Genomic DNA, 1,108 nt, shown 5'->3' on the forward strand with positions numbered 1-1,108 from the left:
CATCACGACGATCCACACCGCTCCGGCAAGCCAGGAGTGCGTCGACTGCCACGAGACGGCCGACGTCCGCACCATCCACGGCGCGACCCAGGCCGCCTCGTGCGTGGTCTGCCACGACGGGCGCACGCTGCCCGCGACGACGAAGTGCACGAGCTGCCACGCCTATTCGCCGGTCGACACGAAGCACTATCCGACCGCGGAACACGCGGCGTCCGACGCCGGTTGCGACCAGTGCCACTACACCGACCTCAAGACAGAGCACTTCAAGTCCTCGGCAGGACCGGTCTCTTGCGTCCAGTGCCACGAGACCTATGTGGACGGATTCACGGCGCCGTGGGACGACAGCTGCGCGGCCTGTCACGCGGTCAAGCACGACCGGCAGGCGGATGACCACGTCTCGACACGCACCGACTGCGCCGGTTCCGGATGCCATGACGTTGGCGACGTGTCCGTCGTCCACGCGGGTCTGTCCGGCGGTGGGTGCAGCGCGTGTCATACCGGACCCGCGACGCCACCGACCACGACTGACTGCACCAGCTCCGGATGCCACAGCGCCTTCCACGCCGGCAAGACGGTTGCACACACCGCCACTACCCCTGCTAGCTTGGGTTGCGGGCGCTGCCACGACAAGGATCCCCTGGCCGGGGTGAACGTCGAGCCCGTGCACGCCGCCGCTCCCGAGGGAGCGTGTTGGGTGTGCCACGGCAACCCGGCCCGCGTGCCTGACGTGAGCCTAGAGACGGCCGAATGCGCTAGCTGCCACGGCGTCTCCGGGACCGAGTACCACCGGACCATGAACGCCAAGCACACCTTCGGTGCCATGGACCCGAGCTGCGTGAGCGCCGGCTGTCACGCGGCCAAGACGCTGCCGGAGGCGCACGCCCCGTACCTCGCACGCTACCCGCAGTACACCGATACGTGCGCGCTTTGCCACCTGAACGCCGACGCGGGCCGCATCGACTGGGCGACGGCGAGCGCGGACTGCTCGACGTGCCACACGGTCCACGGCGACATCACGACGATCCACACCGCTCCGGCAAGCCAGGAGTGCGTCGACTGCCACGAGACGGCCGACGTCCGCACCATCCACGGCGCGACCCAGGCCGCC

The 1,108-nt window shown here is 69.3% G+C and carries 1 protein-coding gene; it reads left to right on the forward strand.

The annotated features are described in order from the left end of the window. Positions 1-1,108, forward strand: a 1,108-nt coding sequence (locus tag Q8K99_08835) for a hypothetical protein (GenBank protein ID MDP2182658.1), incomplete at both ends; no start/stop codon positions are given.

It is taken from the genome of Actinomycetota bacterium (assembly GCA_030682655.1).
GTDB lineage: Bacteria > Actinomycetota > Coriobacteriia > Anaerosomatales > JAUXNU01 > JAUXNU01.